25 protein-coding genes and 2 pseudogenes are annotated in these 23,147 nt (G+C 66.9%); 12 read left to right on the top strand and 15 right to left on the bottom strand.

Annotation, left to right across the window (positions count from 1 at the left end; genetic code table 11):
* Positions 1 to 35: 35 nt before the first annotated feature.
* Positions 36 to 590, bottom strand: coding sequence for a CGNR zinc finger domain-containing protein (locus U9R90_RS00785; protein WP_411054397.1), 555 nt, complete (start codon positions 588 to 590; stop codon positions 36 to 38).
* A gap of 199 nt (positions 591 to 789) precedes the next feature.
* On the opposite strand from U9R90_RS00785, the gene U9R90_RS00780 reads away from it, so the two are divergent.
* Positions 790 to 1,482 (top strand): haloacid dehalogenase type II, encoded by a 693-nt coding sequence (locus tag U9R90_RS00780; RefSeq protein WP_411054396.1) that lies wholly within the window; start codon positions 790 to 792, stop codon positions 1,480 to 1,482.
* Between the two features lie 174 nt (positions 1,483 to 1,656).
* On the opposite strand, the gene U9R90_RS00775 is transcribed toward U9R90_RS00780, so the two are convergent.
* The 4 genes from U9R90_RS00775 to U9R90_RS00760 all read right to left on the bottom strand — a co-directional run bounded on the left by U9R90_RS00775 (position 1,657) and on the right by U9R90_RS00760 (position 4,430).
* Positions 1,657 to 2,157 (bottom strand): cytochrome P450, encoded by a 501-nt coding sequence (locus U9R90_RS00775; protein ID WP_411054395.1) that lies wholly within the window; start codon positions 2,155 to 2,157, stop codon positions 1,657 to 1,659.
* An 8-nt stretch (positions 2,158 to 2,165) separates the two neighbouring features.
* The gene (locus U9R90_RS00770) at positions 2,166 to 2,567 is read right to left on the bottom strand and encodes a hypothetical protein (protein WP_411054394.1); all 402 of its coding nucleotides are present in this window, start codon (positions 2,565 to 2,567) and stop codon (positions 2,166 to 2,168) included.
* Between the two features lie 377 nt (positions 2,568 to 2,944).
* The gene (locus tag U9R90_RS00765; protein WP_411057591.1) at positions 2,945 to 3,829 is read right to left on the bottom strand and encodes a beta-ketoacyl-[acyl-carrier-protein] synthase family protein; all 885 of its coding nucleotides are present in this window, start codon (positions 3,827 to 3,829) and stop codon (positions 2,945 to 2,947) included.
* Positions 3,830 to 3,881: 52 nt separating this feature from the next.
* Positions 3,882 to 4,430, bottom strand: a complete 549-nt coding sequence (locus U9R90_RS00760) for a hypothetical protein (protein ID WP_411054393.1) — start codon at positions 4,428 to 4,430, stop codon at positions 3,882 to 3,884.
* 43 nt (positions 4,431 to 4,473) lie between these two features.
* Here U9R90_RS00760 and U9R90_RS00755 point away from each other — a divergent pair, with 43 nt between their 5' ends.
* Complete coding sequence (locus U9R90_RS00755) at positions 4,474 to 4,785, top strand: NIPSNAP family protein (RefSeq protein ID WP_411054392.1); 312 nt, start codon at positions 4,474 to 4,476, stop codon at positions 4,783 to 4,785.
* Here the strand turns inward: U9R90_RS00755 and U9R90_RS00750 are convergent.
* From U9R90_RS00750 to U9R90_RS00735, 4 genes and pseudogenes are all read right to left on the bottom strand, one after another.
* Positions 4,782 to 4,975: pseudogene (locus U9R90_RS00750) on the bottom strand (transposase family protein); the annotation flags it as partial. The gene U9R90_RS00755 and the pseudogene U9R90_RS00750 sit on opposite strands and share 4 nt — an antisense overlap.
* A gap of 419 nt (positions 4,976 to 5,394) precedes the next feature.
* Entirely contained in the window at positions 5,395 to 5,877 is a 483-nt protein-coding gene (locus U9R90_RS00745; protein WP_411054391.1) for a hypothetical protein, read from the bottom strand.
* Positions 5,874 to 6,017, bottom strand: coding sequence for a hypothetical protein (locus U9R90_RS00740; protein WP_411054390.1), 144 nt, complete (start codon positions 6,015 to 6,017; stop codon positions 5,874 to 5,876). Before U9R90_RS00740 ends, U9R90_RS00745 begins: the two co-directional genes overlap by 4 nt.
* 475 nt (positions 6,018 to 6,492) lie before the next feature.
* Positions 6,493 to 6,636: a hypothetical protein gene (locus U9R90_RS00735; RefSeq protein WP_411054389.1), complete on the bottom strand. Its 144-nt coding sequence runs from the start codon at positions 6,634 to 6,636 to the stop codon at positions 6,493 to 6,495.
* Between the two features lie 53 nt (positions 6,637 to 6,689).
* Between U9R90_RS00735 and U9R90_RS00730 the strand changes: the two genes are divergently transcribed.
* From U9R90_RS00730 to U9R90_RS00720, 3 genes are read left to right on the top strand one after another with little or no spacing between them, the layout of a single operon-like run.
* Positions 6,690 to 7,082 carry a transposase gene (locus U9R90_RS00730; RefSeq protein WP_411057590.1) on the top strand — a complete coding sequence of 131 codons (393 nt, stop codon included), beginning with the start codon at positions 6,690 to 6,692 and terminating at the stop codon, positions 7,080 to 7,082.
* On the top strand, positions 7,018 to 7,197 hold the full coding sequence (locus U9R90_RS00725) for a hypothetical protein (protein WP_411057589.1): 180 nt from the start codon (positions 7,018 to 7,020) through the stop codon (positions 7,195 to 7,197). Before U9R90_RS00730 ends, U9R90_RS00725 begins: the two co-directional genes overlap by 65 nt.
* A 2-nt stretch (positions 7,198 to 7,199) precedes the next feature.
* On the top strand, positions 7,200 to 7,931 hold the full coding sequence (locus U9R90_RS00720) for an ABC transporter ATP-binding protein (protein ID WP_411054388.1): 732 nt from the start codon (positions 7,200 to 7,202) through the stop codon (positions 7,929 to 7,931).
* A 51-nt stretch (positions 7,932 to 7,982) separates the two neighbouring features.
* On the opposite strand, the gene U9R90_RS00715 is transcribed toward U9R90_RS00720, so the two are convergent.
* Positions 7,983 to 8,618, bottom strand: coding sequence for a GyrI-like domain-containing protein (locus U9R90_RS00715; RefSeq protein WP_411054387.1), 636 nt, complete (start codon positions 8,616 to 8,618; stop codon positions 7,983 to 7,985).
* A 428-nt stretch (positions 8,619 to 9,046) separates the two neighbouring features.
* Between U9R90_RS00715 and U9R90_RS00710 the strand changes: the two genes are divergently transcribed.
* Together U9R90_RS00710 and U9R90_RS00705 are read left to right on the top strand one after the other, a co-directional pair.
* Entirely contained in the window at positions 9,047 to 9,952 is a 906-nt protein-coding gene (locus U9R90_RS00710; RefSeq protein WP_411054386.1) for a DUF4239 domain-containing protein, read from the top strand.
* Between the two features lie 57 nt (positions 9,953 to 10,009).
* On the top strand, positions 10,010 to 11,362 hold the full coding sequence (locus tag U9R90_RS00705; RefSeq protein ID WP_411054385.1) for an ABC transporter substrate-binding protein: 1,353 nt from the start codon (positions 10,010 to 10,012) through the stop codon (positions 11,360 to 11,362).
* Positions 11,363 to 11,612: 250 nt separating this feature from the next.
* On the opposite strand, the gene U9R90_RS00700 is transcribed toward U9R90_RS00705, so the two are convergent.
* On the bottom strand, positions 11,613 to 12,338 hold the full coding sequence (locus U9R90_RS00700) for an SAVMC3_10250 family protein (RefSeq protein WP_411054384.1): 726 nt from the start codon (positions 12,336 to 12,338) through the stop codon (positions 11,613 to 11,615).
* A gap of 474 nt (positions 12,339 to 12,812) precedes the next feature.
* Between U9R90_RS00700 and U9R90_RS00695 the strand changes: the two genes are divergently transcribed.
* Entirely contained in the window at positions 12,813 to 13,847 is a 1,035-nt protein-coding gene (locus U9R90_RS00695) for a hypothetical protein (RefSeq protein ID WP_411054383.1), read from the top strand.
* A 360-nt stretch (positions 13,848 to 14,207) separates the two neighbouring features.
* On the opposite strand, the gene U9R90_RS00690 is transcribed toward U9R90_RS00695, so the two are convergent.
* A complete protein-coding gene (locus U9R90_RS00690) occupies positions 14,208 to 14,822 on the bottom strand; it encodes a class I SAM-dependent methyltransferase (RefSeq protein ID WP_411054382.1) in 615 nt (204 codons plus the stop codon).
* A gap of 453 nt (positions 14,823 to 15,275) precedes the next feature.
* Between U9R90_RS00690 and U9R90_RS00685 the strand changes: the two genes are divergently transcribed.
* Entirely contained in the window at positions 15,276 to 15,653 is a 378-nt protein-coding gene (locus U9R90_RS00685) for a nuclear transport factor 2 family protein (RefSeq protein WP_411054381.1), read from the top strand.
* Positions 15,654 to 15,774: 121 nt separating this feature from the next.
* On the opposite strand, the pseudogene U9R90_RS00680 reads toward U9R90_RS00685, so the two are convergent.
* Together U9R90_RS00680 and U9R90_RS00675 are read right to left on the bottom strand one after the other, a co-directional pair.
* A pseudogene (locus tag U9R90_RS00680) lies at positions 15,775 to 16,116 on the bottom strand (IS5/IS1182 family transposase); the annotation flags it as partial.
* Positions 16,077 to 16,703 carry a maleylpyruvate isomerase family mycothiol-dependent enzyme gene (locus U9R90_RS00675; protein WP_411054380.1) on the bottom strand — a complete coding sequence of 209 codons (627 nt, stop codon included), beginning with the start codon at positions 16,701 to 16,703 and terminating at the stop codon, positions 16,077 to 16,079. The gene U9R90_RS00675 and the pseudogene U9R90_RS00680, both read right to left, overlap by 40 nt.
* A gap of 1,408 nt (positions 16,704 to 18,111) precedes the next feature.
* Between U9R90_RS00675 and U9R90_RS00670 the strand changes: the two genes are divergently transcribed.
* Positions 18,112 to 18,696: a GNAT family N-acetyltransferase gene (locus U9R90_RS00670; RefSeq protein WP_411054379.1), complete on the top strand. Its 585-nt coding sequence runs from the start codon at positions 18,112 to 18,114 to the stop codon at positions 18,694 to 18,696.
* Here the strand turns inward: U9R90_RS00670 and U9R90_RS00665 are convergent.
* A complete protein-coding gene (locus U9R90_RS00665) occupies positions 18,693 to 18,968 on the bottom strand; it encodes a transposase (protein WP_411054378.1) in 276 nt (91 codons plus the stop codon). The two genes, U9R90_RS00670 and U9R90_RS00665, sit on opposite strands and share 4 nt — an antisense overlap.
* A 396-nt stretch (positions 18,969 to 19,364) precedes the next feature.
* On the opposite strand from U9R90_RS00665, the gene U9R90_RS00660 reads away from it, so the two are divergent.
* Together U9R90_RS00660 and U9R90_RS00655 are read left to right on the top strand one after the other, a co-directional pair.
* Positions 19,365 to 21,773 (top strand): hypothetical protein, encoded by a 2,409-nt coding sequence (locus U9R90_RS00660; protein ID WP_411054377.1) that lies wholly within the window; start codon positions 19,365 to 19,367, stop codon positions 21,771 to 21,773.
* 296 nt (positions 21,774 to 22,069) lie between these two features.
* The gene (locus tag U9R90_RS00655; RefSeq protein ID WP_411054376.1) at positions 22,070 to 23,059 is read left to right on the top strand and encodes an LD-carboxypeptidase; all 990 of its coding nucleotides are present in this window, start codon (positions 22,070 to 22,072) and stop codon (positions 23,057 to 23,059) included.
* The last annotated feature ends 88 nt before the right edge of the window (positions 23,060 to 23,147 follow it).

Below are 23,147 nucleotides of genomic sequence, written 5' to 3'. Positions count from 1 at the left end.
CCGGGTTGTGGCCGAGGCGCTCCTGGACCGTCTGATCAGGGCCGATAGCCCTGTTTGACAGCTTGCTTGCGGGCTCGATAGGCCGCGGCCTTTACGCGACTGCCGCAACCCTCCATGCCGCACCAAGTGCGACGTGCACCACGGGAGCGGTCGAGATAGAGGCGAGTGCAGCCCGAACGACCGCACTCCTTCAAGCACGCGTGGCGGTCGGCGAACACGGCGATCCCGCTGCGTGCGACGTGGGCCAGCGCGGAGCGGAGATCTCCTGACAGATACAAGCCCGCGTCGCTGAGTTCGACCGTGGGCACCGGTCCGACAGCGGCGTCGTTGACGATATCCAAGCTCCTCGGCGCGAAGCGACGCTCCCGCATGCGATCGAGCGCCAGCTGGTAGATCGCCTCGCGGAGCTGCAGCGCGGATGTGAAGGTCGCGACGTCGGCGGTCACCTGGTCGGGGAGCTCGTCGCATTCGCGGACCCACTGCTCAAGATCGGCGGGGACCGCCAGGAGGTCGACGGGCTTGTCTCGACGGGACCCCACGGTACCCGCCAGGTCCAGGGCCGGGTTGCCACTCACGAAGGCGAATCTCACGTCACCATCTTGACCGGTGACGCGAGGTTAAACAAGAATCGTCACCTGTTGAACCGGTGACGCGACGAGAGCGGGTACGCCGGGCGGCCCACGTACCGGGGCGTCTAACGCGCACGGAGGCGGGGCAACCCTCCTGACTGTCCAGTCCACGTGTTGATCCGGTCCACGTCGCGCCCGACTGCCACGAAGAGGAGACCGGATGCCCGAGGCATGCGACATCGAGGTCGTCGTCTTCGACGTCCTCGGAACGATGGTCGACGAGCCAGGCGGACTTCGAGCGGCCATTCGCGACGCGGTGGCCGCATCCAACGATGAGTCTGTCGACCAACTGCTCACTGTGTGGCAAAAGCATGTCGAGTACGAGCAGCAACGCATCGAGAAAGAAAGCCGGGCATACGCCAACACCGAGATCATCGACCGCGAGGCAGCTCAACGCGTAGCCGCCTGCGCCGGGCTCACCGACCCGCCGGCCATCGAGCGACTGGCTACCGCGGGTCAGCGCCTAAAGCCCTGGGATGACTCCCTCGCCGGACTCACGCGCCTCGCGCGGCGATTTCCTGTACTGGGGCTCTCGAACGCCAGTCGCGCGACTCTGCTCCGTCTCAACGCATACGCCGGGCTGCGCTGGCACCAAGCCCTGTCCGCCGAGGATGCTCAGGCCTACAAGCCCGCACCGGAGGTCTATCAACTCGCGGTCGACGCGGCAGGATGTCCATCAGGGCGCGTGTTGATGGTCGCCGCCCATGCCTGGGACCTTCGCGGAGCTCAAGCGGTGGGCATGCGAACTGCCTACGTCCAGCGCCCGGGCGGGGATCCTCCGAAGCGCTCCGACACCTTCAACTGGCGGTCAAACAGCCTGGATGAGTTGGTCGCCGCGCTGACGGCGACGTAGCAGGGCCGATCCGACGAATGTCCCCCACGTCCAGGGGTGGACGTTCGCTGAATGAGCGTCACGTCGGTGGACACTTCTGGCCTTTCAGATCGACACTCGCCGACGACAATCATGCGTTCGGTCGTCCGAGCCGAACGTGCTCGCCCGAGTCGAGGATCACCGGTGGCGTCAGAATCACCACGTAACGGTTATGCGGGCGAGAGTGCGGATTCCCTGGCCGTGCTGCCACTGCACTGCGTCGGTTTGCTGCTGGAGGCGAAGGGCTGGCAGGGTCGTGAACAGCCGCTGCAGGACGGTGGTGAGCTGGAGGTTGGCCAGGGGGGCGCCCAAACAGTGGTGAGGCCCGTGCCCGTAGGTGAGGTGTCGTCTCCGAACGCGCGTGGCATCGAAGGTGCCGGGTTCGGGGTAGATCCTGCTGTCGTGGTTGGCGTCCATGAGGGAGAGCACAACGGCCTCACCAGCTTTGATTGTCTGTCCGGACAGGACGACGGTTTCGCGGACGGTGCGGCTGAAGGTGATGGGTGTGACGGGGCTGATGCGAAGGCATTCCTGTGCCATCGCCTCCACCTGGGCCGGATCCGCGCACGCGGAACCGTTCCCGGTGGCGAGAGCGAGCAGTACAGCCAGACCGATCTGGCCGGACGTCGTCTCGGACCCGGCCATCAGCAGTGCCACCGCGTTGGTCAGTGTCTCCTCTTCCGACAGTCGGCCCCGTCGGCAAGCACATCAAGGAGGCCGCCGGGCCGGTGCCGGCCTGGCCGAAGTCTGTCCTGTGCGTAGGAGATGAGCCGCAGCGCCCGCTCATCCTTCTCCCGCACGTCCATCGAGTTGTCGAAGCCAATCCCCACCAGATCCCCGAAGACGGCCGCGTCGGCGCCGGGCACACCAAGCAACTCACACAGCACCCTCAAGGGCACTGGCCGCGCCACCAGCCGCACCAGATCCGCCGGCGGTCCATGGCTCACCAGGAGCCCGAGGTGCTCGTCGACCACTCCCTCGACCGGTGCCCGCAAAGCTTCGATCGCGTCAGGGCTGAAGGAACGGGCAAGCACTTTGCGCACGCGGGCGTGGGAAGGGCCTTCCATGCTCATGATGGAGGCCGCTGACGGCTGCCTCTCTGGGTGCCTCGCCACCCGGGCCAACAGTGCGTCGGCCCTGCTGAACCGGCTATCCACCAGCACCCGCCGCGCCAGCTTCCAACACGCACCAGCCACACCGCCTGCCCGGACACCGTACGGCTGCGCACGACCGCACCGGCGGAACCCGTCAGCAGGTTATGGACGGGTCCGTACACATCCATGTCTACCATCCCCTCGGCGAAGTGCCGTCCGCCGGCAGAGAGCACCGCGTCTCTGTCGACAAGGACGAGATCTGGACTCGCTGGCTGACCACAGGGTGCACCTGACGATCGCGCTGGATGCCTGCACCCGCTCGCGCAAGGCCAACTGGCCGGAGGGCGGTTTCACCGGGCGCCGGGGCGGGTGAGGACGATGGCGGCGTTGTGTCCACCGAATCCGAAGGATGTGCTGACAGCGGTGGTGGCCTGGACGTCACGGGGAGTTTTGGTGACGAGGTCGATGGTCAGAGCGGGGTCGGGCTGATCGGTGTTTGCGGTGGGAGGGATCAAGCCCTGCTCCAGGGTGAGTACGGTCAGGGCGGCTTCGATGGCGCCTGCGGCGGCGAGGGTGTGGCCCAGTGTCCCCTTGGCGGCAGTGACGGGCGGGCGATGCGGGAAGAGCCGTTCGATCAGTAGGGCTTCCGCGGCGTCGCCGAGCCGGGTGGAGGTGCCATGGGCGTTGACGTGGTCGACGCTGTTCGGGGTGATGCCGGCTCGGTGGAGTGCGGTCTCGACGGCCTGCTGGGCACCTGCGGCGTCGGGGCGTGGCGCGGTGGAGTGGTGGCCGTCGCTGCTTTGTCCGCATCCCGCCAGGACCGCGCGCACGGGGGCATTGCGGGCACGGGCGCTCTCGGCGCGTTCCAGCACCAGGACGGCCGCGCCCTCGGCCATGACGAAGCCGCCGCGGTCAGGAGCGAAGGGCCGGGAGGCTGTGGCCGGGGCGTTGTTGAGGGTGGAGAGCGCTCCGCACCGGTAGAAGCCGGCGACCGTGAGCGGGGAGATGGCAGCTTCCGTGCCGCCTGCCAGGGCGATGTCGCACTGTCCGGTGGTGAGCAGATCGTGGGCCACTGCGAGGGCAGTGGTGCCGGTGGCGCATGCGGTCAGGGGTGCGTGGCTGGGGCCCCGGGCGTTGAGGGCGAGGGCGACCTCTGCGCAGGGTGTGTTGGCCAGGAGCATCGGGATACAGGCGGCGGAGACGAAGTCGGGGCCGTGGGCGGTGAGCTTGGCCAGCTGGTCGTGCTCGGCGACGAGGTCTGGTTGGACGGGGTGGTAGACGAGGGCCTCACGGGTGCCTCATCCGGCGCTGAAGCGGACGCCGTGCCAAGGGTGGCCTGGACTCGCGGGTGCCAGGCGCCCGCCCAGCTCTCGCCACGCGCTGCGTTCCAGCGGGGTGGTGGGGCCACCAGCCGCGGGTAGCCCGGAGTGTCCCAACGGCCCAGCGACAGACCACTGGGCGGTAGGGGCGCTGGACCAGGCTCACACCATCGGCCTCCAGAACGTCGAAGAGGATCATGTGGGCGGGATGGTCGGCGGCAGCCTGGCTGGCGCCTTGGCCTCGTCGCAGGGCGCGCTGCTGGAGGAGGCCGAAGTCGAGACAGCCCTTGTGGGGGACGACGAGTTCCCCGTTCACGACGAGCTCTGGCTCCAGGTCCCGCTCTGCCGCGGCGATGTCGGGAAGGCCGGCGCGAGGTCGGCCCCGCGGCGGGACTGGAGCACCACGTTCCCGGTTTGGGTGAAGACGATCACACGGAAGCCGTCGGGGCGTGCTGGCCTGACAGTTCGGCTGGTGTGCGATCAGCAGGGGGACTGCCGGGCGAGCGCCAAAGCCCATAGGCCGCCTCCGAGCCCGAACCAACATGCAGCACTATGGGGGCATGATCACCATTCACCTGACGTACGAGATTGACGCCGACAAGCTTGAGGACTTCGAGGAATACGGCCGCCGCTGGGTCGGGCTCGTCGACCGTTTCGGCGGGACGCACCACGGTTACTTCCTGCCGAGTGAGGGCGACAGCGACATCGCCTACGCCCTCTTCTCCTTTCCCAGTCTCGCCGCGTACGAGCAGTACCGCACGGACAGCATGACCGACCCGGAGTGCCAGGAAGCCTTCGAACTGGCTCGTAACACCCGCTGCATCAAGCGGTATGAGCGCCGCTTCCTGCGGCCGCTCGACGGCGTGTCCTAGACGTCGTGTCCTAGGCGACAGTCGCGGAGCATCTTCCAGCTCTTCATGCGGGCGAAGGGGTGCTCGACGCGGACGCGGACCTTGCGGTGGGCAGTGTTGTGCTCCTCTTCCCAGGCTGGGAGTTCGGTCTGGCCGCGTTCGCGGCGGTGCGGGATGATCAGGCCGGTTCCCCGTAGCCGCCGCCAGCGACCAACAGGCCCGGTCCTCCAGCGGGAAGCTCCACGGCCCGGCCCTTGCGAGCCGGGTCCGCACCCTCCCGCCCGCAGCGCGGTGTTGAGCTTGTACTTCAGATGGGCCTCATTGGTCAACTGCACCGCTCACCGCACAGTCGAGACTCCGGCGGGCGGGGTTGGGGGGTGGGGACACGGATACCGATCCAGTCCCGGGCCGCGACGCCGGGGGCCTTCCCACCCACCCCCCATGGCCGCGAGTCCCTCACGATCTCCGCCCGGCCCATCACTCCGCACCGTATCCCAACCCTCTGACAACGTCGGCGGTCGGTGAACAAAGGCCACGAGGCCACCCGCGGAGCCAGTTCGCACGCCCAGCCGGACCAACTCAAGGGACCAAGTACGTCACCCGCGACCAGCAGTTACGGGGCAAGTCTTGCTAGTCCTCGGCGACCTGGATCAGGATCGCAAAGCGCTCGCCGTCGGTTCCGGCGATCAGGCCGTCGAACGAGCACTCGGTGACGGCGGTGCTGGAGTGGTCGTCGAAGTTGCTCCACCAGGTCGCGCGAGGGCCGAGCAGGTTCACGACCTGCTCGGCCGCGCTGCGGGCCTCCTCGGGGTCCATGTGCGTGAAGTTGGGCCACACGAGGTCGTGGGCGGCCAGCGTTGTCATCAGGTCGATGGCGGCCGAGGCGTCGAGGGGCTCCAGGGAAGCTTCGATCTCCGGAATGGTCGCCCGCCCGAACCCGCCGCTTGCGTACCGCTCCCAGTACGTGTGCAACTCGGCCACCACTGCGTGGATTTCGTGAGCGAGCGTCGAGCCGCCCCGGAACCGGCCGTGCCGTACGTAGACGCGAAGGTCGGTCGATAGCGCCTCCAACGGGCAGCCGCCGAGTTCAGGGCCCGGGCACGCCTGGGTCATGGCGCCGCCGAGGGGAACACGAAGAAGCCGTCGTGGGTGCTGAGGTAGCCGTAACCAGACGGCTGGGAGAACAGCGGGACGTTCTCCGAGGGCAGGTCCTTGGCGAGCACCTTCTTCGTGCGGGCGTCAACCGCGAGCACGGTCTCGTCACCCCCTTCTCTTGTGGTGCCGTACAGCACACCCTTCGGGAGAAGCGCAGCGGCGTCATCTCATTCTCACGGTCCTGCTGCGCCCAGAACTCCTTGCCGTCGGCGAGCCCTGGCGTGGGGACCGCCGCAGGGCTCGGTCCATTCCCGGGCCGCGAAGGTCTTCGAGGCGTTCGGCGAGTATACGGCCGCCGCCGAGCAGTACGGCTGGGCCGCGGCCTCGCGCCCGGCTGGCACCTACGCCCGCATCGTCGCCCTCGACCTGGTCGCCGAAGCCGAGATGCAGCTCAATCAGGGCCGCATCGAGCAAGCCTGCCCTACCTGGAACCGGTCCATGGACCACATGACCAGCGTCCACTCCGTCCGCACCATGTCCCGGGACGGAAAGCTGCGACGGCACCGCCCGGCAGGACGCCTACCGGCCAGAGCTCCGCATACTGGGCACGGGGTTTGGGCACGGAGTTAAGGATCAGGCCGGAACCGTGGCTGAGCATGAAGCCGTCAGGATGTCGACGCCCTCGGGCAGCCAGCGGTTCTCCTCGACGATCTCGGCCTTGAACTCCGGCGTGAACGAACGGCGAAGCCAAGGCTTCTTCTTCCCCATGCTCTCCATGATGGACATCCTTCCGGGGCAGAACCCCTGATCTCAGATGTCCCTCAAAGCGCATCAAGCCCAGGGCAACGGCTGACCATCTGCGGACCGAACTGGTCGCTGACGCCCTGCGATCCGCTTGCCGGCAGCGTCGCCCTGCCCGGCCGGTGATCTTTCATTCGGATCGCGGCTGCCAATACACGAGTCAGCAATTCGCTTCCCTGGCAACCGAGTTCGATGTCCGACTGTCCGTCGGCCGCACCGGGCAGTGCTGGGACAACGCGCTCGCCGAGTCGTTCTTCGCCACCATCAAACGCGAGTTGCTCGACACCACCGCCTGGCCCAGCCGGGCCTCAGCCCGCACCGCGATTTTCGACTTCATCGAGAGCTGGTACAACTTGCATCGGCTGCACAGCAGCCTCGGCTACCGCAGTCCTGCCGACTACGAGCCAGCCCTCGCGGCCTGACCACCACACCAACGGTGTCCGTCAAAGCGAAACAAGCTCAGTCCTCGCCCACGGCACCCCCGAGGACATCCGCTCCGACGAGGCCGTCATCGCCTCCTACCCGGGAGGTTCCTGATCGTGCTCACCGTGGAGAACCTCACGGTCTCGTTCGGCCCCACCACCGCCGTACGGGACGTCAGCCTGGCCGCCGCCCCGGGGGCCGTCACCGGCATCCTCGGTGCCAACGGCGCCGGCAAGACGACCACCCTGCTCGGCATCCACGGCCGCGTGCCGCGGACCACGGGCACGATCCGCCTCGACGGCGAGGACGTCACCGCGTACGGCACGCGCCGACTGGTCGCAGCCGGCATCGCCTTGTGCCCGGAGAACCGACGGCTGTTCCCGAGCATGAGCATCGAGGACAACCTCCTCCTCGGCGCCCACGGCACCGGACGCAGGATCCAGCAGACTCGTCTGGAGCGGACGTACGACCGGTTCGACTGGATCCACCGCCGTAGGGCCGAGCCCGCCGGCCGCCTCAGCGGCGGACAGCAGCAGAGCGTCGCCATCGCACGGGCACTGATGTCCGACCCGAAGCTCGTGCTCTTGGACGAGCCCTCCAGCGGGCTCTCCCCGGTGGCCGTCGACGAAGTCGGCGCACTCCTGAAGGACATCGCCGATCAGGGAACGGCGATCCTGCTCGTCGAACAGAACGTGCGCCTCGTACGGGCCCTGTGCTCGACCGCATGGGTCCTCGCCCATGGCGACGTCACCGCCTCCGGCCCAGTCGCCCATCTACTGGAGACCGACGAGATCTCCAACGCCTACCTGGGCGCCGTGGTCGGTGTGCATGACCGCCCCGGCTGGTGAATGACCACTCTGAGCGGGCTCGATTCCTCGCGCATCGGGCGCGTGGCGGGCCTATGTGTGCGGATCGGTGGTGGTGCGGACCGGTTGTCTGAGGATGGTGCGTAGCTTCTCAGGGGCGACTTTGCGGGGGTCGCTGAGGTAGATCTCGTGGTGCTTGCCGGCCATGTGGAGACCGTTGTCGGGAATGAACTCGTGGTGCATCCGTGCCAGCGTGTCGGCCTCGTCGTCGAAAGAGCCGACGTGCAGCGTCTGCACGCAGACTCCCTCGGACAGCGACTCCAGGCGGATATCGCCCAGGCGCGCCGGGTGACCTTTGGTTCCGGCCTGCTCGACGGCGGTGTCGAACATCTGCTGGTCGATCCAGCCCGGAGTCATCATCATCAACGTCCAGTCCCACCGGGACTTGTCACGTGACACCGTGAAGGAGTCCATGTCCTCGGCCCACCACAGGCCTTCCAAGGGCATGACGATGTAGTCGCGTCCGAGGTCTCGCTTGCTGGCGAACTTCAGTTTGTAGGCCACCGGGTAGAGCGCTTTGACTGCTTCGGTGTAGGCGGGTGAGGTGTTTGGGTCGCCGTGGCCGTCGATCATGAGGTACTGCATGTCGGGCACGTCCACGATCCGGATCTGGTCTCGTTTCGCCTGGTAGGCGTCGAGGTTCTTCTTGAAGTCGATCTTGTTGGTCATCGGGCACCTGGACTCGGGGGGCGAGCCGCGACCTTTCTGCCTCAAGGAGGCTCAGCGAGTAGGAGCACACAACACTTCGCTTGCTGGCAGCGCGAGCAGGCTGCCAGTTCAACACCCCCGGACCGCACAACCAACCATCACGCCCCGCCAGCCCGCCACATCCGGCTGTAGTACCTACCGATCCACAGGAATGGACAACCGCGCTCGGGGCGTTCGTCGTGCCAGGTTGCGCCGGGTGGCGCACGCACGCGGGATCTGCGCGTGCGAGGTGTTGGTGACTGCTGCTTGTTGCCTTCGCGCGCCCTTGTGATGACGGTGGTTGCGTGAGGATCATCGTGCTGGGGATGTGATGGCGGCGGCCGCAGTCGGTGAACAGCATCTGCGGTGACAACCCACCGTCATCATGAGCAGGGGGGCGAGTTCAGCGTATGCCTGATTGGTTCTCGCATTTGACGTTCTGGGCACAGGCTGCAGTCCTGGTTGGAGGTTTCCTCGTTTTCGGCCTCAGCGGCCTTCTCGCACGATCCAAGGTCCGCGGATGGTTCGGCGAAGATCCCGAGCACAACGAACGTGTCAAGTTCCTGGTCGAAGTCGTGGGGGCCTTCTACGCCTTGCTGGTCGGGCTGGTTGCCGTGGGGGCGTATGAGCACTATGTGGAGGTGAAGAAGCTCGTCAACAAGGAAGCCTCACAGCTCACCACCGTCTATCGGGCTGGTCAGGCGTTTCCCAACAGTCGTAGATGTCGGCTTCAGTCTCAAGTACGGAACTACGCTGAGAATGTGATCAATGAGGTCTGGTCGAAGCAGCAGCGGGGGGAAATCGCTGAAGACCAGGGGCGACTGGATGCGGTGTTCGAATCCTTGATGTTCTATGAGCCGCAGAACGAGCAGGAGTCGAATGCCCAGTCCGTCACCCTCGACGCCTTTAACGAGTACAACAACCTTCGCCGCGAACGGCAGGGGGAGGTGAGCATCGGACTGCTGCCTGTGCTGCATCTCGTCCTCTTTGGCGGCGCGTTAGTGACCATCGGCGCAACCTGGGCACTTGTCGGCGTCCGACTGGTCGACCATGTGGCACTGACCGGCCTCCTGTCGCTCTTCATCGGACTGTTCATCACGCTGATCATCACGCTGGACTACCCCCTCCAGGGCAGCAACGCGATCGGGCTCACGCCCTGGAAGGTCGCGCTGGCGCAAGGAATGGGAGTTCCCTCAGGGGGAGAGGAGCAGATCACGACGTATTTTGGAGTGTCGAGCGCGGAGCGGGTGCCGGGCTGCCTCCTGGACGTGCCTGACTACGTGTCGTTCGCGAGCTCAGAAAAGCTCCCGCAGTGAAGGGCACGACCCATCTCTGGTGTGTGTGCCTGATGCCGACAGGGAGGAACCGAACCGATGCCGTACAGGCGGCGGACCGGGCAGCTCGCGCGTATCCCTGTGGTGGGAGGCCTGCTCGCCTCACTCGCGCTTGGCCCTGCCGCCTGCGCCGGGAACGAACAAGACACGACGACGATCACTGTCGCGTCCGTCGACTTCACCCGAGATATGCAGAAGCTCATCAAAGACTTCCAGCGCACCCATCCCCACATCCGCGTGAAGTTCGACTTCCTCCCCGAGAGTGTGCTGCGAAACCGGCTTCCCAAGGACGTAGCCAACGAGAGCGGCCGCTACGATGTCGTGTCCATCGGCCCCTGGGAGACGCCAATATGGGCCTCGCGAGGATGGCTCACCCGACTCGACGCCTTAGCGAGTCAGGGTGACTACGACGTACAGGACTTCATTCCTGTGGTGCGCAAAGCGCTGTCGTACCGCAACGGCCTGTACGCGGTGCCCTACTACGGAGAGTCGTCTTTCCTCGTCTACCGCAAGGACCTGTTCGCCAAAGCCGGGTTGACCATGCCGAAACGCCCAACCTGGCAGCAGGTCGCCAAAATGGCGGCCAAACTCAACGATCCCCCAAACGGCACAGCCGGAATCTGCCTGCGTGGAGGCCCCGTCTGGCTGGACCTGCTGCCTCTCAACACAGTGATCCTGACATTCGGGGGCCGTTGGTTCGACGAGAAGTGGAACCCTCAACTCACCTCCCTCGAAACCAAGCGGGCGGTGCGGTTCTACGTGGACCTGGTCCGCAGTTCCGGCGAGTCCCGGGCCTTCGAAGCCGGGCCCGCTCAGTGCCAGGCGACGATGCGGCAGGGCAAGGCGGCCATGCTGTATGACGCCACCTTCTTTGCTGGCCGTCTCGAGGACCCCAAGACCAGCAAGGTCGCCGGGAAGCTCGGTTACGCCCCGGCGCCGGTGATGCGCACGGACAGCTCGGGATGGCTGTGGACCTGGGCGCTGGCGATCCCGATCACGTCCAAGCACCCGAAGGCCGCATGGGATTTCGCCTCCTGGGCCACGTCGAAACGGTACCTGAAGCTGTACGGCGAAAAGCTCGGCTGGGTCGGAGTGCCACCTGGCAGCCGGCTGTCCACGTACCAGCTTCCCGCGTACAAGAAGGCGGCTAAGGGGTTTCTCCAACCGACGCTCAACGCACTCAACGCCGTGGACCTGACGCGGCCTGGCCTGCATAAGCAGCCGTGGACGGGAACGTCGTACGTCGGCATCCCAGAGTACGCGGGCCTGGGCGGACGGGTGGCCAAGGAGATCTCCGCGGCAATCGCCGGCCGGCAGTCAGTCGACGAGGCGCTGCAAAAGGCCCAACTCTTCGCGAACGACGTGGTGGAGGGCGGTGGCTACAAGGACTGAGCCAGCGTGGACCGGTATGGGGCCGGTTCTCGATCGGCTGTGGACGACAGGCCTGCGGGGGCGACGCGACAATAGCTTCCGAATTGATCTGGCCCGCGAGCGTCCGGTCCTCGACGTGCTGCTGCCTGGCGCCGCGGGCGGCCCTGGGTGGGAGTGAGAGCGTCGCCGTCGCGTTCAGGGAATCTGCGGAACAAGCAGTGCGGCCGTGTACCTGCCGGTCAGGGCGCGTTGTGCCGCGTCTGGGGGCGCGCTATCTGGCCAGTTCAACGAACAGCGGGCTCGCGACCACGACCCTGGATGCCTCTCTGCCTGAATCGGCATAGAACGGCGTGTGGTCGACTCTGACGTTTGCCGTCACGCGTGCGTATCCGGTCACCCTGGCAGCGATCTCAGCGGGATAGCGACCGTCCAGGTCACGGAGCGTGAACCACAAGGTTTGCGAGAAGCTCCGTTGCGTCAGTCCGGTGAGGAAGTCGACCAGGCCAATCGGCGAGGACATTGCCGCCGTGTGACAAGAGGCGACAGTCGGCGTCTCGTCAGCGCGAGTGCCGACGAGGTGCTCCGGTGATCCGTGCAGCAGCAACCTGGTTGGCCACACATCATCTCCGTCGGGTGGCTGGGGGTCCCAGAACAGCAGTGCGGGGGGTCCTGGGTGGTCTGCGCTGGACCTGCGAGCAATTCCCTCGGGGTCACGGAATATCTGGTAGATCATGTCGGCACTGAACCGCACCCATTGCCCCGGCCGTAGGTCCTCGTCGGTGAACGACTGCGGTGCCGCGGTCTTCTCAAGATGACGGATGACCTCGGCCAGCCGCGGGTGTTCGACGGGCGTCGACTCGGACAGCCCGACCTGAAATCCGCCCAGTCCCATGGGCGCGGTCGCCCCTAGCTGATTGACACGCCGCTTGCGTCCATTCCCTCCAGTATCAACGAACTGGCTCAGCTTCCGATCGGACAGATAGATCAGCTCGCGCACACCCCAACTATGCTTGCTGGCCTCGCTGTTAGGCAACGATGATGGCGATGTTCCGCTGACTCGAAGGTTCCGCTCAGGCTGTGGAATACGCCCTCACCGCTTGATCACGGAGCTGCCTTGCGAACAGACTGCACCAGTGAGCGCCGACCTGCCCGCCTTCCGCTACCATCCCGACCCGCTCGCCAGCGGGTCCATCCGCGCGAGCACCCGGGCGCCATAACCATGCTCTTCCGCTGCACTGTCTGCGGCACCCACCTCGCGTACGCCGACGCGTCATAACCCACCACCCAGCCCGGCAGCCCGCGAGATCAAACCGATCATCCCTCAAAGGAACCGTGCCCACCGGAGTTTGGACAGCATCGGTGGTTGGGGGACCGAGTCCAGGACGCCTGCGGGGTCACCGCTTCGGCCTTGAGGAGAAGGCGGCCAGGGGCGTTGCTTCACCGAACCTGTCGAGTGTTTAAGGTCGCCTCCATGACGAGGACCACGCCGCCGCGCCCGCTCGATGTCGAGGCGATCTTCCCCGAGCTGGCCGCCTACCGGGGCACGACGACCCGGCTGCACCCGCGGCCAGGAAGGCCCGATGTGTCGGCCAGTTCCGTGGGCGGGCCGATGCTGTGGCCGGGCGACGAGCCGTGGCCGCTGTGCAGTGAGGCCCATGCCCGCGGGCGTGGCCGGCGTCCCGCGGACATCCACCGGGAACGAGAGGTCCTGGCCGCCGCGTGGGCCCGTGAACCCTTCCAGGGACTCACAGCCGAGGAACGGCAGCTCGTGGATGAGCTGCACCGCAGGCACCGGATTCCGGGGGCCTGCGAGACCGACCCGCTGCCGCTCATCGGCCTCGCGCAGTTGTACCGGCGGGACATCCCTGACCTGCTAGCCGGGCCGGACGACTGCGACCTGCTCCAGGTGTTCTGGTGCCCCTTCGACGCGCACGGCATGGGCCAGCACAACATGCTGCTTCACCTGGTCTGGCGCAAGGCCTCTGAGGTCGGCGAGGTGCTCGCCTCGCCACCGCAACCACAGGTCGTCGGCCACGACGGGTACCTGCCCGAGCCCTGTGTCCTGCACCCCGAGCAGGTGGTCACCTACCCCTTCGCCGGTCTCCTTCCCGAAGTACTTCGCGACAGGCTCGACGCCTGGGAGGAGGAGGGATGGGAGGAAGAGGCCGAGCAGTGGGACGACGAAGAAGGGACCGAACCGGTCGGCTACCAGTACGACCTGTCCATCCCTCCCGGCTGGCGCGTCGGCGGATTCGCGTCCTGGCACACGACTGACCCGCACCCGATGGACTGCGGGACCTGCGCGACCCCGATGCAACTCCTGCTGGCCATCGACAGCTCCGAGTGGGACGGCGGCAGCGGCAGCTGGAAACCGGTCGAAGACCAGGACCTCCATCCACACCCGTACGCCACCCCGACCCAGGTCGTCGTGGGCCGCTCCGGCGAGCTCAACATCTTCGCCTGCCCCGCCGATCCCGAACACCCATACCGCTGGAGCATCCAGTAGGTCACTGAAGTCCTTTATTCGGGTGCTGCCACTGCTCGGTGAACATCGAACGCGGCGTCGGCCGGGTACCTCCCGAAGAGGGGTTCTGGCTCACGTTCTGGATGCTGTCCTGGCACGCCGCGCAGGGCGGAACCGCACGATGGGAAGCCGTGGGCAGTCGGACAACGACCCGGTGGGCGAAGTCCGCAGCGTCGAAACCTCCGATGGTGGCAGGCCCGTAGGAACGTCCCTTGACGCGATCGGATCGGACGGCCCGGCCGCCGAGGCTTCGCCTGAACCGGCGAGACCACCGGTCCAGTTGTTCCTGCCAGCGCTACGAAACCGGCGCCGAGCTGCACGAATCCAGCGGGGCGGACATCTTCAGCCGCGATGCACCCGATGGACACTGACGGCATAGCCGCCGCCCTCGTAGGGGTGGGCATCCCAGGTCGCGAAGCGGTCGACGAAGGTGAGGCCGGCCGCAGCGCAGTAAGCGTCGTACTCCGGCAGGGTGATGGCTGGCGGTACCGGCAGGTGGGCTTCGTCCAGGCCGAATCCGGCGACCATGAGGCCGCCCGGGCGCAGAGTCGCGGCCAAGCGGCTGATCACCGCGGCCTCAGTACCCGCAGCAAGGAGCGGGAAGATGTTGCCTGCCGCGACCACGAGGTCGACGTTCGCGTCAACCTGAAGCTCAGCCGGGTCGTACGTGGCCAGGTCGGCCTGGATCCAGGGCAGCTCCGGCGCCTGCCTGCGTGCCACGGCCAGCATGGAAGCGTCGAGGTCGATCCCGACACAGTCGTACCCGAGCTCCGCCAATCGGATCATGACCCGGCCGGTTCCGCACCCGGCATCCAGCACACGTGCCCCGGCGGGCACCAGCGTGGCGCACAACCGTGCCTCACCGTGCATGTCCTTGCCGCTGCCGGCCAGGGCCGTGAACCGGGCGGCGTAGTCCTCTCCGGACGTCCCACCGGTCAGCTCTTCCCAACGACTCATGACGGACAGGGTAAGTGACCAGCACGAGTGCCTCGTCAGCCCGTCCCATCTCCGCCTCCGCTTCCGCCGCGTCTCGACGCCTCTTCCCAGCGTGTGCCGCGCGTTCTTCGCCGACAGTGGCGGGAGTGTCCAGGGTCCGTTCGAAGGGGTCGCCGGGGCACCCGGGCAGGTGGCGGCCTCAAGTCCGGCCTCCGCCCCTCGTCCCGCGGCTTCAGGCTTCCCAGAGGGCTTCGGGGTGCGGAGAGTCGGTGCCTGCCGGTGGGTTGCCGGGTGCGCACCGCCGCCCACCCGCACCCGCATTCGCATTCGCACCGGCGTCGGCACAACTAGGGCCTGTCCGGCGATCTCGCCAGGTAAGCCTGTGCCGGAGACCCAGACCCTGTGGGCTTGGTGACGGAGGCGTAGGGCATTGCGAGCCCTGTCTGTGCCGCCGGGCGGTCATAGACTCGGCACATGGTGACGATTCGATCTGCACCGGACTGCGGCAACGCTCCCCGTAAGGAGGTGCTCCGCGACCTCGTCGTCGCCCTCGCCGAAGGGAACGACGAGACCGTGGCCGCGCTCGTCGGCGAGGACGTGGAATGGAACCTGGTGGGCGACACCGTCCTCCGTGGACGTGAAGCCGTGCGCGCCTGGGCGGCCGACCTGCCCGAGGCCAAGGAGGTCGCCTTCGGTTCCCTGATCACTCACGGCCGGGAGGCGGGCGTTGATGGCACGATCGAGGCGGCTGACGGCACGCGGTATGCCTTCTGCCATGTGCTCCGCTTCCCGGGGACGGCCAGGACGGCGAAGATCGCTGAGATTCGCAGCTACGTTCTGCCAACCGCGTGAAGTCGATGGGCTAAGGGGCAAGCTGGGTGGGCGCATGTTGCCGGTACACGCTTCACGTGTCCGCACCGCAGTCTGCCCAACAGATCATGAGCGAAGCCAGAGTCGGATTGAGGCGACGGTGGGGGATGGGGTGCTTGATCTGGCGCCGTCGCAGGTAGCGACGGTTGCGGCGGGACGAGTACGCCTTGTCGACGCCGAGGTGATCGGGTCGGGTACGCGGGTGTCCGCCACCGGCGCGGCCGACGCGGATGTGTTCCATGGCCGGGATGAGCTGCGGGGCATCGCCCCACTGGCCCGGAGTGATCAGGAGGGCCAGGGGGCGGCGTCCACTCTCACCGGCCAGATGAATCGTTCAGGTCAGACCGCCCCGGGAGCGTCCGAGTCCCGGGTCGGGGCGGTGCTGTCCGTTGGCCCAGCGGGAGCTCAGGCAAGGGTCCCCAGCGTGGCGACTCCGGGCCCGGCAAGGTCGCCCAGCGCCACCCGCCGCCCGGAGACGGCCAGGAGCAGTGAAAGCGCGGTTCCGCTCACCTGTGGACCGTCTCCGACCGAGAGGTCGGCGTCTGTGGCGGTGAGCCGGACCCGGGCCGTGAGGTCTTTGGCCCCGCCGAAGGACGCCGGGGTACGGGTCTGCAGACGGAGTGATCTGACCACGGCCTCGTGCAGGTAGGAGTGGTTGAGCCCCAGGGGCCGGCGGATGTCCTCACCATGGACGACCTCTTCGACGAGTCGGCTGTCGAGGGGCGCCGGTGGGGTCGACCTCCGCGAGGCCACCCGACGAAGCCGCTCCAAGGTCTCCTGCGGCGTGGCACCACGCTCGCGTCGCACACCGCGTGCGTTGAGACGGTCGAAGTTGAACTGCGCCCGGACGAGACCGGACACGAAACCGAGGCGCGTCGTGCGAGTGCTGTCGACCAGATGGGCGACCACGTCGTGCACGGTCCACCCTTCGCACAGAGACGGTTTCGCCCACTGCTCGTCGTCGAGTTGCGAGAGGTCAACGATCAGGGCCGCGCGCTCGGCATGCACCATCGACCAGACATCGTCCTTCATGGCTTCCTCTTTCCGTCCGACCACCACAGTGTCCGACGGATAAGACCTGCCGCGCGGCGGGAACTCATCGCCCGATGAGCAGATCACCGCGACGAGCCGACCGTTAGCCGACCACCGCCCCCACCCCACGGGACGCCGCGGACGGCCCCGCTGAGCCGCATTTACACGCCCCTGCCGCAGGGGGCCTCATCCCCCTCGCAGGCCGCCCCCGCCCCGTGCGCAGGTACCGGTCCGTCTCAGCTGGTCCCGGTATGGGGGAGTGCCGTGAACGTGGCCTCGGTGACCTGGACGAAGCCGAGCCTGCGGTAGGGCCCGACGGCACTGGCGTTGTCGCCGGGACGTTCAGCCCGATGTGGTCCATGGTCTTGCCGAGCCGCCGGCACAATGCGGCGACACAGGCCCCGCCCGCGCCCTGCCCGCGTACCTCGGGGACGGGCGGTGACATTCCCGACCCCGGCGACCCGGTAGGTGGCCGGGCAGACGTGGCACGCGTCGACCCGCGCGTAAAAGGTTTGGCGTGCTGGTGGGACTGCTGTCGAGCACCACCGGGGGAAGCAACGCCCTGTTCATCGCGCTCGTCGTCCAACGCAGTGCCCGCCGGGGCTCGGGTGCTGGATGCCGGGTTCGGTTGTGCACGCCCGCGACGGCGACGAGCCGCCCGTCCTGCCGGGCTCCCACCGTCCCGTCTCAGCAGACACCGGCTCGACGAGAGCTGCACAAGCGCGAACCCCGATTGTGAAGAGGAACGCTCCCTTCCCGCAGGCGGGATGCGCGGGCATCGGGGACGTAGGTTCTGACCGTAGCGGCCGGAACCTCTGACCTCGTGGTCGCTGCCGCCAACATCTTCCCGCTCCTTGCGAAACGACGGCACCATCTACCCTTACGCCGCCAGCAGATCTTCGTCGGCGCGGACGGCCACGACGGGTTCCTCCTCGACCACCTCCACCAGGCCTGGCCTACGTTCCCGCCGCCTCCGGACCGGCTCAACTCCTCGGCTCCCGTACCGAAATGATCCGCGCAAGCTCTCACCCGTCCTGGGGACGGCAGCTGACCCGCCGGATCATCGCCGCGGAGACCGGCGGCGACTGCCCGCGCCCCAAGCAGGGCCGTTTGACTGAGCACGAGCAGCACGCCGCCCAGCGGCTGGCCCATGCGCCGCTGATGACCGACGACGACGGCGGCGCCCTGACCGCCGAGCCATCGCGAACACCGCCCCGCATGCGGCGGACGAGGGAGCTTTGGCGGGCGAGGTGGCTGTGGGTGACGTTCATGTCTGGGTCGTCGGTGGGCAGGCCGAGTCGTCGTGCCGTGCGCGATCTGCTGGTAGGCGGTGCCTTGGTCGTGAGGATCGGACCGGGATCGGATATTCGGTGTTCTGCCCGCCTCATGAGGACACAAGATGGTGCGCATGACTTTGGCCACCCCCATACTGCACACCGCTCGCCTGCGACTGCGCCCCTTCACCGACGCCGATGCGGACCCCCTCTTCGCGCTGCACAGCAGCACCTACGTGATGCGCTACTGGGACTCCCCGCCGTGGAACGAACGGGCCCGCGCCGAGCGCTTCATCAAGATGTGCCGGAAGATGGCGGACGAAGACACCGGAGCGCGGGTGGCCATCGACCGCGCTTCTGACGGGGCCTTCGTCGGCTGGTGCGGTCTGACCGGATGGAACCCGGACTACCGCAGCGCGTCGTTGGGCTACGTCCTCGACGAAGCGATGTGGGGCCACGGCTACGCGACGGAGGCCGCGCACGCCTTGCTGCAGTGGGCATTCGACACACTGGGCCTGAATCGAGTTCAGGCCGAGACCGATACGCGCAACGTGGCATCTGCCCGGGTCCTGGAGAAGATCGGATTCGTGCGTGAAGGGACGTTGCGGGAAGACTGCGTCGTGAACGGCGAGGTATCCGACTCGTGGGTGTTTGGATTGATCAGGCGAGAGTGGCAGCTGTCGGCCGTGCCGGTTCCAGCCCGCTCAGAGCGACGTTAAGTCCGTTTCTGGTAGAGGCCTCGTCCGGGTTGGGTCGCGCCCTCGCGGCACAGCGTGAAGTAGGAGAACACCGCCGACCAGGCCGGCAGATCATGAGGCATATAGCGCCACTGACAGCCCGTCCGGTTCTGGTAGAAGATCGTGTTCGCGACGTTCCGGAGATCGCAGTCCCCGGGATCGCCGGTCGCCGACCGTGCGACCCGCTCCCGCTTCCACGCCGTGCTCATCGGCCCGATCAACGCCCATTGAGAGGTCCACGTCCTGACCGGCACGTTCTCCTGCTGGAAGCACTTTGAGAAGGGCGAGCGCTACATCCGACTGGCCCTGGCCTGGCCCGTGATCCTGAGGTCTTCGCAGACTCGGGTTGAATACACGGGAAACCGCGCGCCGCCCCGTCGGCAGATCGGTCGACTTGCCCGCGAACGGAATCGTAGAAGAATAGTTTTCAGAAGCAAGAGCCATCAGAGGTCCTTATGTCCTCACGGTCCGATCGGCATACTTCTGCCGAGGTCTCTTCACTGCGCGTGCCTCACGTGAAGCGCTCAGCGGCGGTGGCGGTCTCTTTCTTTGTTCTCTTGTTCCTCGCGCTCCGTGCCGTGGGCGGCAACGAGCCAGCGTGGCAGGCGTCATGGGGCTGGCCCTTCGTTCGGGCAGTCCTTGAGTGGTCTATGCAGTTCTTCGAGGGCGCCGCACGGATAGTGCAGAGCGGCGACAAGGGGGTTTCGCCCGGCGTCCGGGTCGGTTGCCTGCTGTTGCTCGTACTCTTCTTCGTGGCGCTGCGTCGCTGGATGCTGATGCATTACGCCCACAAACCGGGGGCGGTGGATGTGAAGAAGCTCGTCGCTTCTGCACCGGACACGGAGCCGCAGTTGGAGGGGTTGACGGCGCAATTGCGCAAGCAGCTGTCGGAGACGAACCTCTACCCTCCAGCCGCGCTGCCAGCGGAGGCACCGGCCGACAACTTTCTGGACTTGGTGGGCGATGTCGACCTTGAGCCCAAGAAGCTGGGGACGAGTCTGCTGCGCCTCTTCAGCCGCCTTCGACCGAAGATCGCCTACACGGTCAGTGGGGTTCTTCGGGTGCGAGCGCAAGAGCCCTGCTGTGGTGTGACCGTTACGGTCACGTCCTACGCCATCCGTGGAAGTCGCACCGAGGCGATCTGGCGGGAGACGTGGGAGCAAGCGGTGCAGGCGGCCGGCTATTGGGTCATGGCGACGCTTGTGCCAGTCACCCGGGCTGGCAGACGACCGCCCTGGCAGGGGTGGCGCGGACGAGACCTGCCGCCGGAGCTGTTCGCCGCCTACCAGGAGGCGAGGGAGCTCAGTCAAGAGCGGAAGTTCGACGATGCCCTGGACCGCTATTACGAGGCGATGCGGCTCGATCCGACGAACCTCTATCTGCGCACGCAGATCGCAGGGACGCAGGAGCACTTGTGGCTGCATCTCGATGCTCTTGAGACCTACTACGGGGCCATACTCCTGGACGGGCTGACCAGCGAGCAGCGCGAACGCCGCATGCGGCCCGGCCCCTTGAACGATCTGCGCCGTATCTTCTGGCGGCGTTACAGATGGTGGCGAAGTGGCCTGCTCGAGGCGCGCTACCGCTACGCCGTCGTCCTCGGCGTAGCGGAACGGACAGCTGATCAGTGGTGCAGGAGGGACGAGGCCGTGTGCCCACGGCGTGCGCACGCTCGGCGGGAGATCCGCAAGGCCCTCACACCGGCTCTGGCCAGTCGCTACTGGCGGACTCTTGCCGCCCTCGATCCTCCCGGTGTGGAGAAGCCCGTCAAGAAGCATGAAGAGGCAGCTGAGGCAGCTACAGAGTGGCTCAAGTGTGAACTCGGAGAAGGGCGACGCGAGATCGAGATCGTCCGGGTGGTCTTGCAGCTTGCTTGCCAGGAAGAGATGCGACAACTGGCCAAGGACTACCCCCGCTTCACGCATCGCCTTGGCCTTCCTGCCAGCCGCGGTCATGGAACGCTCACCCGGGCCTCCTTGCGTATCAACCGCGACGTGTGGGGACCGCTGCGACTTGCGTGGGCTCACAGTGGCGCCGGGAAGCACCAGTTCACGAATCCGACCGGCCTGCCGTGGCCTACGCCGGTGAACAGACTTGAGAGCATGGTGGAACAGGCCAAGACGGGCTGGCCGCGCAGTATGCGCCGTCCGAAGAGGTCCCGGGGGTGGCGCCGTTGGCAGGACAGCTACAACGCGGCGTGCGTGTACGCGGTGGCGATGAACGGTGTTGACGAGGGGAAGCAGAAGGAGGAGCTCGCCGACGCGGCGGTGGACGAACTGGAGGATGCGGCGCACACCGATCAGAGCGGATTCCACCCCCTTGCACGATCGTGGCTGCTCACCGAGGATCCCGACTTGGAGGAACTGCGCCAGACAGACCGCTTTATCCGCTTCGAGCGCGAGACCTACCCGCATGCCGCGCCGGATCGCCATCGGCCCAAGCGGCCCCTGTGGGCCGAGATGTTGGCCTACGACCAGGAGCTTCTGCGCGGTTGTGCCGACGTCATGGAGCACACCTGGCGGCTCAGGAGGAAAGCCACCCCTGCCGAGAGCCACCTGCTGGCCCAATGGTTCTCGAGCGAAACCGAGGTCTGGCGGTGTGTCCATCGGGTCGCTGCGAATCAGGGCCGCAACTGGCGTGACCGCGCGAAGCTCCTCCACAGCGTCAGCGACCTCGCTGATGCCACGCTGCTGGCCGAATGCGGTCTTCCTTCCAGCCTGCCGGAGTTGGATGACCTCCTCGATGACGCCGCGTGGTCCGAATTCGCTGATGCCAAGAGCCGAGTGGAAGCGTTCGCGGAGATGATGCCGCAGCGCCTGCAGAAGTTGAGCGACGCAGTGGATGAGGGGCCAAGCAATTCACCGTGCCTTCACTCCCCGATTCGTCGCAGCGCCCAGTGGCTGACCGCGGTGAGACAGAACGACGCGGCCCCAGGTGCCGTCCAACAGGCATGCTCGGACCACGAGGTGTGGTGGCGGGCACTTCGCAATCAGCTCGACCTGGACGAGAACAACGAGCAAGCTCTGTCCCAAGCCCTGCGACGCTTCCACGCACCTTAGTGGTCGGCTCCGGAAGTCCTTCGGGGGTTGACTTCGAGGCCCGATTCTGTGTCGGTTCGTTAGAGGTCTGGGGTGGCGAGGTCGGGCTGGCAGGCACCGTCGAGGGCGTCCTCGGGTGCCGGTGAACGTTCCTCGGCACCAGCCATCCCTGGGTTACCGCCATGTCAGCGTGGATGTGGTCGGCAACCGTTGGCCTCCTGTCGGGATTCCGGGGCCTGGCTTGATCGCGTCGAGGTGGCGGAATACCAGCGGTACCTGCGTGGTTGTCCGCCGTTGTCGATCAACAAGGAGGCCCTATGCCTACGATCCGTCGTCCCCGTGCGCTGCGTTCCGGCGATCTCGTGGTCGTCACCGCGCCCTCGGGCCAGCTCGAGCCCGGTGAGGAGCCGCTGCTCGCTCGCGGTGTGGCGATATTGGAGCGGATGGGTTTCCGCGTGCGGGTCAGCCCGATGGTCGACCCCGCGCGGAGCCGCTGGTGGGCGGCGGGCGCTCCGGCGGAGCAGGCCGCCGAGCTCAATGCGCTGCTCCGGGATCCGGAGGTGCGGGCCATCGTCGCGCACACCGGCGGCCAGGCGACCATTGGTTATCTCGATTTGATCGATCTGGATGCGGTCCGGGCCGACCCGAAGCCGATCCTCGGCTACAGCGACATCTCGCTGCTGCACATGGCGTTGTACGCCAAGACCGGCCTCGGCGGCTTCCACGCCGACATCGTCACCCACGGTTTCGGCAGCGATTGGTACACGTTGGGCGACGAGGCCCGTCGGTCCGAACTCGTCGACCTCTACGCCCGTGTGCTTACCAAGGCCGAGGCGCCGGGCGTGCTGCCGGCAAGGGGGACTTGGGAAACCTGGCAGCCGGGCCGCGCGCAGGGACCACTGGTTGGCGGCTTGCTGAACCGCCTGGTCCAGTTGCAGGCGACACCATTCGCACTGGCCGCCGAACGCTTCGACGGCGCCGTCTTGTTCTGGGAAGAGGTACAGCGGCCGGTCACGCGGATCTGGTGCGACCTGCATACCTTGCGGCTGTCCGGTGTGCTGGACCGGATCGCGGGCATGGTGGTCGGCATCCCGAGTGAGGTCACGCCCTACGAGGGCGGCGGAGACCAGGTCGGTCTGCGCGACGTTGTGCTCGACGTCCTGGCGCAGCGTGACATCCCCGTCCTCGCCCAGGTCGACTTCGGCCACACCTCGCCGAACCTGCTGCTGCCCCTCGGCGTCCGCGCAGACGTGGACGCGGACAACCGGACCCTGTCCCTGCTCGAGTCGGCGGTCGCGGAACGCTGAGTTCTGTTGGCTCCTGGCACGGGTTTCGGCGGGCTGCGGCCCGTCGTGATCCGCTTCTCCCGATCGGCCCGTCTGCCATGCCCGTTGC

This window comes from Streptomyces sp. E11-3, assembly GCF_046540415.1.
Taxonomy (GTDB): domain Bacteria; phylum Actinomycetota; class Actinomycetes; order Streptomycetales; family Streptomycetaceae; genus Streptomyces.
This window is presented reverse-complemented; position numbering and strand designations above follow the sequence as displayed.